Origin of the sequence: Mycobacterium sp., from assembly GCF_032162105.1 — a bacterium.
Lineage (GTDB): Bacteria > Actinomycetota > Actinomycetes > Mycobacteriales > Mycobacteriaceae > Mycobacterium.
In genome coordinates this window covers 1-5,946 of record NZ_JAVRPS010000659.1, presented here as the reverse complement: position 1 = coordinate 5,946, position 5,946 = coordinate 1, and the positions used below count along the sequence as shown (strand labels likewise).

Genomic DNA, 5,946 nt, shown 5'->3' with positions numbered 1-5,946 from the left:
CGATCTGCATGCGACTGGTCACCGCGCACGCTGCGCCGGTCAGCGACGACGCCTCCTTGACGTTCCACCGCTCGGAGATGAACGCGGTGCCGAAGCCGAGCTTCTCGCCACGGCGCGCCTCATCCATCAATCCGGCAGGGCCCTCGCCGCCTGCGCCTGCCAACAGGTAGTAGCCCAGTTCGTCCAGCGCCCGGTCCGTCACGCGCACGCTCCTATGCGGAAATACCTACTGTAGAGTCTTCCATAAGTTCAGATCGACGAGAAGAGACACGCACGTGGCGGAGACCCGCGGCTTCCCGGAGCTGATACCGGTTGACACTCCGCCGGAATTGGAACGGTTCGCCGCGGCAGTACGCCGCCTGCAGGATCTGGCCGTATCGACCAAGCCAGACGGCGAGACGTGGCACACCGCGACGGAAGCGATCGAAAGCGCCTGCGCTGCACTCGAACCCCACCAGGTGCCCGATGGCCAGGCCCCCGCGGGCCGCGCCGTCAAGCTACCCGGTCTTGGTCACCCGCTGATGCCGCCGTGGACGGTCACGGCGTTCGGTGCGGACGGAGTGACGATGGAGGGGCACTTCAGCCGGTTCCACGTTGGCGGCAACATGGTCGTGCACGGCGGGGTGATACCGCTGTTCTACGACTGGCACTTCGGCATGATCGTGTCGACGGCGGGGCGGCCCATCAGTCGCACCGGCTATCTACACGTCGACTACCGCGCCGTCACGCCGATCGACACCCCTCTGATCAGCCGCGGCCGCATCGATCGTCTCGACGGTCGCAAGGCGTTCATCACGGCGACCATGACCGACGCCGACGGCACCGTGCTGAGCGAGGCCAACGGCCTGATGATCAAGCTGCTCGCCCACCAGCCCTGAACTCGTCAGAATCCCGCGAACGTCAGGAACCGGTCCAATTGGGTGCGCGCTTCTCTGCGAAGGCGGTGGCACCTTCGATCGCGTCCTTGGACGAGAACACCGGCCGGATGAGTTCGCTTTGCTTGCGCCACATCTCGTCCTCGCTCCAGCCTGCCGACTTGACGATGATCTCCTTGGTCACCGCGACCGCCAGCGGCCCGTTCTTCGTGATGCGCTCGGCAAGGGCGAGTGCGCCGGCCAGCGCCTCGCCCGGCTCGCTGAGCACGTTGACGAAGCCCCAGTCGGCCGCCTCCTCGGCGGTGAAGTTGTCGCCGGTGAGCGCCAGCTCGAGAGCCTTCTGGTAGGGGATCCGATGGGGCAGCCGGAGCAGACCACCACCCGCGGCCACGAGGCCGCGTTTGACCTCGGGGATGCCGAACTTCGCGTTCCTGGCCGCCACCACCAGGTCGGTCGCCAGCACGATCTCGGTACCACCCGCGAGCGCGTAACCCTCGACTGCAGCGATGACCGGCTTGCGGGGCGGTTGCTCGGTGAATCCGATTCCGCGGCCAGGGATCGAGACCACCTCCCCGGCCACGAATGCCTTCAGATCCATGCCGGCACAGAAGTTGCCGCCTGCCCCGGTGACGATCGCGACCGACAGCTCGGGCGTCGCGTCGAGTTCATCCATGGCATCCGCGAGCCCCTTGGTCACGGCCAAGTTGAATGCGTTGCGCGCTTCCGGTCGATTGATGGTGATGACGAGAGTCCGCCCCTGGCGCTCCGTCAGAATCTCGTCGGCCACTTGGCTCCGTCCCACCTGTTCACTGTCGGTCGTCGATCCGTTACCCGGAGAAACTTACTATGGGTATTTCAGTAGTGGCCGAGCGGGGAACGGCGCAACCCCGCGACCAGCACCTCCGGTGCCCAAACGCCCGTTGCCGGTAGATTGAGTTGGCCATCCTGAACGGGTGGGCGCCAGAGGTAGTGATCTTGACGGAGGTGTCCTCTTGGCCAAGCCGGCGACCGCCGAAAAACGACAACGTCGCGAACGCGGCTCCATCAATCCCGACGACATCATCAAGGGCGCCTTCGAACTCGCCGAGGAGCTCGGCATCGACAACGTCAGCATGCCCTTGCTGGGCAAGCATCTTGGCGTGGGCGTGACGAGCATCTACTGGTACTTCCGCAAGAAGGACGAACTTCTCGACGCGATGACGGACCGGGCGTTGAGGCAGTACGTCTTCGCCACCCCCTATGTGGAAGCCAAGGATTGGCGCGAGACGCTGCGGAACCATGCGCGCAGCATACGAAAGACGTTCCTGGGCAACCCGATTCTGTGTGACCTGATCCTCATTCGCTCGGCGCTGAGCCCGCGCGCGGCCAAGCTCGGCGCTGCCGCGGTGGAGAAGGCGATCGAGAGCCTCGTCGAGGCGGGTTTGTCACCCGAGGACGCCTTCGACACGTACTCCGCTGTGTCGGTGCACGTGCGCGGATCGGTTGTACTGCAACGCCTCTACGATAAGAACCGGTCGGCCGACGGCGGGCCCGGCGACTTCGAGAGGACGATGGTCATCGATCCCGAGACCACGCCACTACTGGCCAGGCTGAGTGGTGAGGGCCACCGGATCGGGGCCTCCGACGATAACAACTTCGAGTACGGCCTGGACTGCGTCCTCGACCATGCCGAGCGACTGATCGAGCAAGCGTCTGCCAAAGCACTTCCGGCGCAACGCCGGAAGACGGCGCGCTGACACTAAGGGTTCAGACCTCGATCACGCTCAAGCGGGCACGCGATAGCCCGCCGCGGACTGCCGTAACTGCCAGATCTGGGCGGGGCACAGCTCCTGAGTCGCCTGGCTCAGGAGATAGGAGATCTGGAACTCGTCCGACGTGTTGAAGTCGGACCTGATCGAGGACGCCAGATCGGCGTAGCTCTGTTTTTGGCCGATGCGGTCACAGAGGCCGTTGCCGTAGTCGAGCGCCGCCTGGGCGTTCGCGAAGTTGTACCCCGGCCGCAGGGTCACGTTGATGAGGTACCCGATGTCATCGGCCTGAGCCGGTGCTGCCGTCACCACTCCGGCGCCCGCGGCGCAGGCCAGAGCTGCAATGACACCCGCAATCGAACGCTTCATTCTCAGCACGATAGCCGAGCGTGACGAGTCAGGAGCCGGTTGCGGCGTTGATATAGCACTGAGGGCTGTCGAAATTGCCGAGGCACGACCGTGGCGACAATCTGAACGCTTAGGAACCACCTGCGGCCTCCGACTGAGCAGGCGCATCCGCATCGGAGATCACGCCCCGCTCGATCAGATGGTCGGTGAGTGGCGCGACGCCGACCGTGAAGTGCTCGGCCATCGCCATCCTGGCCCGGTTGGCATCCCTGCGCTCGAACGCGGCGATCACGCGACGGTGGTCCCTGATCGACAGCTTCGGCCAGCCGCTCACCGTCGGGAACACCGACTCGGGGGCGTATCGCGTGATGCCCGACATGAACTGGGTGAGCTTCGGTGAGTCCGCTGCCACGTTGATGGTGCGGTGGAACTCGTGGTTGAGCCGGACGGTGCGTTCCAGGTCGTCCTGCTCATAGGCCCGCTCCAGCTCGTCCTGGATCCCGCGAAGGGCCGCCAGTTGCTCGTCGCTGATGTTCTCCGCAGCCCGCGCGGCGAGTTCACCGCCGATGAAGGCCTGCACGTTCGCCACGTCGGCGATGTCGCGCGCGGTCAGCTCGAGCACGACGAAGCCTCGCCGTGGCTGCTGTACCAGCAGTCCCTCGGCGCAGAGGTTCAGCAGCGCCTCCCGCACGGGCGTGACACTGATGCCGAGTTCGGCGGCGAGCTGGTCCAGCCGCAGGTACTCACCCGCCCGGTAGGCGCCGTTGAAGATCCGCCGCCGAACGTACCGCGCGACGTCGTCGGACAGCTGCGGCCTGGCGGCGAACTCCGGGTCAGAGTCGATACTCATGAAGGAGGCTCTTGCTGATGATGGTCTTCTGGATCTCGCTGGTGCCCTCACCGATCAGCAGGAACGGTGCGTCGCGCATGAGTCGCTCGATCTCGTACTCCTTGGAGTAGCCGTAGCCACCGTGGATCCGGAAGCTCTGCTGGGTCACCTCCGAACAGAACTCGCTGGCGAGGAATTTGGCCATCCCCGCCGCGACGTCGTTGCGCTCCCCCGAGTCCTTCAGCCGGGCCGCGTTGACCATCATGAGATGGGCGGCCTCGACCTTGGTCGCCATCTCGGCGAGCTGGAAGGCGATGGCCTGGTGGTCGGCGATCGGCTTGCCGAAGGTGCTGCGCTGCTGGGCATACCGGACGGCGAGCTCGAAGGCCCTGATGCCGACGCCGCACGCGCGGGCGGAGACGTTGACCCGGCCGACCTCGATGCCGTCCATCATCTGGAAGAAACCCTGCCCTGGCGCATTGCCGAGCACGTCGTCGTCGCTGCACTGGTAGCCGTCGAAGATCAACTCGGTGGTGTCGATGCCCTTGTAGCCGAGCTTGTCGATCTTGCCGGGGATGACCAGCCCTGGCGCCACCTCGCCGAAGCCGGTGGGCTTCTCGACGAGGAAGGCTGTCAGGTTGCGGTGCGGCTTGTCCGCTCCCTCGTCGGTCTTCACCAGCGCCGCCACCAGGGTGGAACTGCCGCCATTGGTCAGCCACATCTTCTGCCCGGTGATCGAGTAGCCGCCGCCCGGATTGCGAACGGCCTTGGTGCGGATGGCCGCAACGTCGGAACCCAGCTCCGGCTCGGACATCGAGAAGGCGCCGCGCACCTCACCGGTCGCCATCCGCGGCAGGAACCGTTGCTTCTGCTCCTCGGTGCCGTGCTGGCGCAGCATGTACGCGACGATGAAGTGGGTGTTGATCACACCGGACACACTCATCCAGCCGCGGGCCAGCTCCTCGACGCACAGCGCGTAGGTCAGCAAGGACTCGCCGAGCCCGCCGTACTCCTCCGGGATCATCAGCCCGAACAGCCCCATCTCGCGCATCTGGTCGACGATCTGCTGCGGGTAGGTGTCGGAGTGCTCCAGTTGCTGGGCGTTCGGAATGACCTCCTTGTCCACGAACTGACGCACGTTGGCGAGGATCTCGGTTTGAAACTCCGTGAGACCGATCGTCTGAGCGAGCTTGCTCATGCCGCCACCCTTTCGAACACCGCGGCCAGTCCCTGCCCGCCCCCGATGCACATGGTCTCGAGCCCGTACCGCGCCTGGCGCCGGTGGAGTTCGCGCGCCAGCGTCGCCAGCATCCGGCCGCCGGTCGCGCTCACCGGGTGCCCCAGCGAGATACCGGAGCCGTGCACGTTGGTGCGTTCGCGATCGGCCTCGGTGAATCCCCATTCGCGCATCACGGCCAGCGCCTGCGCGGCGAACGCCTCGTTGAGTTCGATCAGGTCGATATCAGAAAGTTCGAGCCCCGCGTTCCGTAGTGCCACGGCGGTCGCGGGTACCGGCCCGATGCCCATCACGTTCGGCGCCACTCCGGCGACACCCCACGACACCAGCCGCACTAGCGGTCGCAGGCCCAGCTCGGCCGCCTTCTCCACCGTGGTGACGATGCACATCGAGGCCGCGTCGTTCTGCCCGCTTGAGTTGCCCGCGGTGACGGTGGCCTCTGGATCCTCGCGCAGCAGTACGGGTTTGAGCCGGCTCAGCGTTTCCATCGAAGTGTCGGGGCGCGGGTGCTCGTCGGTGTCGATCACTGTTGAATTTTGGGCGCCACCTCGCGCCACGCGCACGGTGACGGGGATGATCTCCTCGGCGAGGATCCCGTTCTTCTGGGCGGCCACCGCACGCTGGTGGGAGGCCACCGCGAGTTCGTCCTGTTCGGCGCGCGAGATGCCGTACTGGCGGCGCAGGTTCTCCGCCGTCTCCAGCATGCCGCCGGGCACCGGGTAGTTGCGCCCGCCTGCCGTGCTGCGGCCGCGGGCCAGGCCGTCGTGCACGGTGACGCCACCGCGGGCCCCACCCCAGCGCATGTCGGTGGAGTGGAAGGCGACGTTGCTCATGGACTCGGCACCGCCGGCCACGACGAGGTCGTTCTGCCCGGTGCCGACCTGCAGGCAGGCCTGGATCACCGACTGC

The 5,946-nt window shown here is 66.1% G+C and carries 7 protein-coding genes and 1 pseudogene; 2 read left to right on the top strand and 6 right to left on the bottom strand.

Annotated features, from left to right (window positions below; genetic code table 11):
* Positions 1-202: pseudogene (locus tag QOC69_RS33080) on the bottom strand (TIGR03857 family LLM class F420-dependent oxidoreductase); the annotation flags it as partial.
* Positions 203-275: 73 nt separating this feature from the next.
* Between QOC69_RS33080 and QOC69_RS33075 the strand changes: the two are divergent.
* A complete protein-coding gene (locus QOC69_RS33075) occupies positions 276-878 on the top strand; it encodes a PaaI family thioesterase (RefSeq protein ID WP_526446712.1) in 603 nt (200 codons plus the stop codon).
* 22 nt (positions 879-900) lie between these two features.
* Here the strand turns inward: QOC69_RS33075 and QOC69_RS33070 are convergent, their stop codons facing one another.
* Positions 901-1,662 carry an enoyl-CoA hydratase/isomerase family protein gene (locus tag QOC69_RS33070; protein WP_526446713.1) on the bottom strand — a complete coding sequence of 254 codons (762 nt, stop codon included), beginning with the start codon at positions 1,660-1,662 and terminating at the stop codon, positions 901-903.
* Positions 1,663-1,867: 205 nt separating this feature from the next.
* Here QOC69_RS33070 and QOC69_RS33065 point away from each other — a divergent pair, with 205 nt between their 5' ends.
* Complete coding sequence (locus QOC69_RS33065) at positions 1,868-2,611, top strand: TetR/AcrR family transcriptional regulator (RefSeq protein WP_526446711.1); 744 nt, start codon at positions 1,868-1,870, stop codon at positions 2,609-2,611.
* A gap of 27 nt (positions 2,612-2,638) precedes the next feature.
* Here the strand turns inward: QOC69_RS33065 and QOC69_RS33060 are convergent, their stop codons facing one another.
* From QOC69_RS33060 to QOC69_RS33045, 4 genes are all read right to left on the bottom strand, one after another.
* A complete protein-coding gene (locus tag QOC69_RS33060) occupies positions 2,639-2,992 on the bottom strand; it encodes a DUF732 domain-containing protein (protein WP_526446710.1) in 354 nt (117 codons plus the stop codon).
* Positions 2,993-3,101: 109 nt separating this feature from the next.
* The gene (locus tag QOC69_RS33055; RefSeq protein ID WP_526446709.1) at positions 3,102-3,821 is read right to left on the bottom strand and encodes a GntR family transcriptional regulator; all 720 of its coding nucleotides are present in this window, start codon (positions 3,819-3,821) and stop codon (positions 3,102-3,104) included.
* Positions 3,805-4,998, bottom strand: a complete 1,194-nt coding sequence (locus tag QOC69_RS33050) for an acyl-CoA dehydrogenase family protein (RefSeq protein ID WP_526446708.1) — start codon at positions 4,996-4,998, stop codon at positions 3,805-3,807. Before QOC69_RS33050 ends, QOC69_RS33055 begins: the two co-directional genes overlap by 17 nt.
* Positions 4,995-5,946 (bottom strand): thiolase family protein (locus QOC69_RS33045; protein WP_526446707.1); only part of this gene is annotated, 952 nt, incomplete at its 5' end. The genes QOC69_RS33045 and QOC69_RS33050, both read right to left, overlap by 4 nt.

Excerpts from the sequence above, each read along its gene's own strand:
- QOC69_RS33060 (WP_526446710.1), bottom strand. The coding sequence starts at position 2,992 with ATGAAGCGTTCGATTGCGGGTGTCATTGCAGCTCTGGCCTGCGCCGCG.
- QOC69_RS33055 (WP_526446709.1), bottom strand. The coding sequence starts at position 3,821 with ATGAGTATCGACTCTGACCCGGAGTTCGCCGCCAGGCCGCAGCTGTCC.
- QOC69_RS33050 (WP_526446708.1), bottom strand. The coding sequence starts at position 4,998 with ATGAGCAAGCTCGCTCAGACGATCGGTCTCACGGAGTTTCAAACCGAG.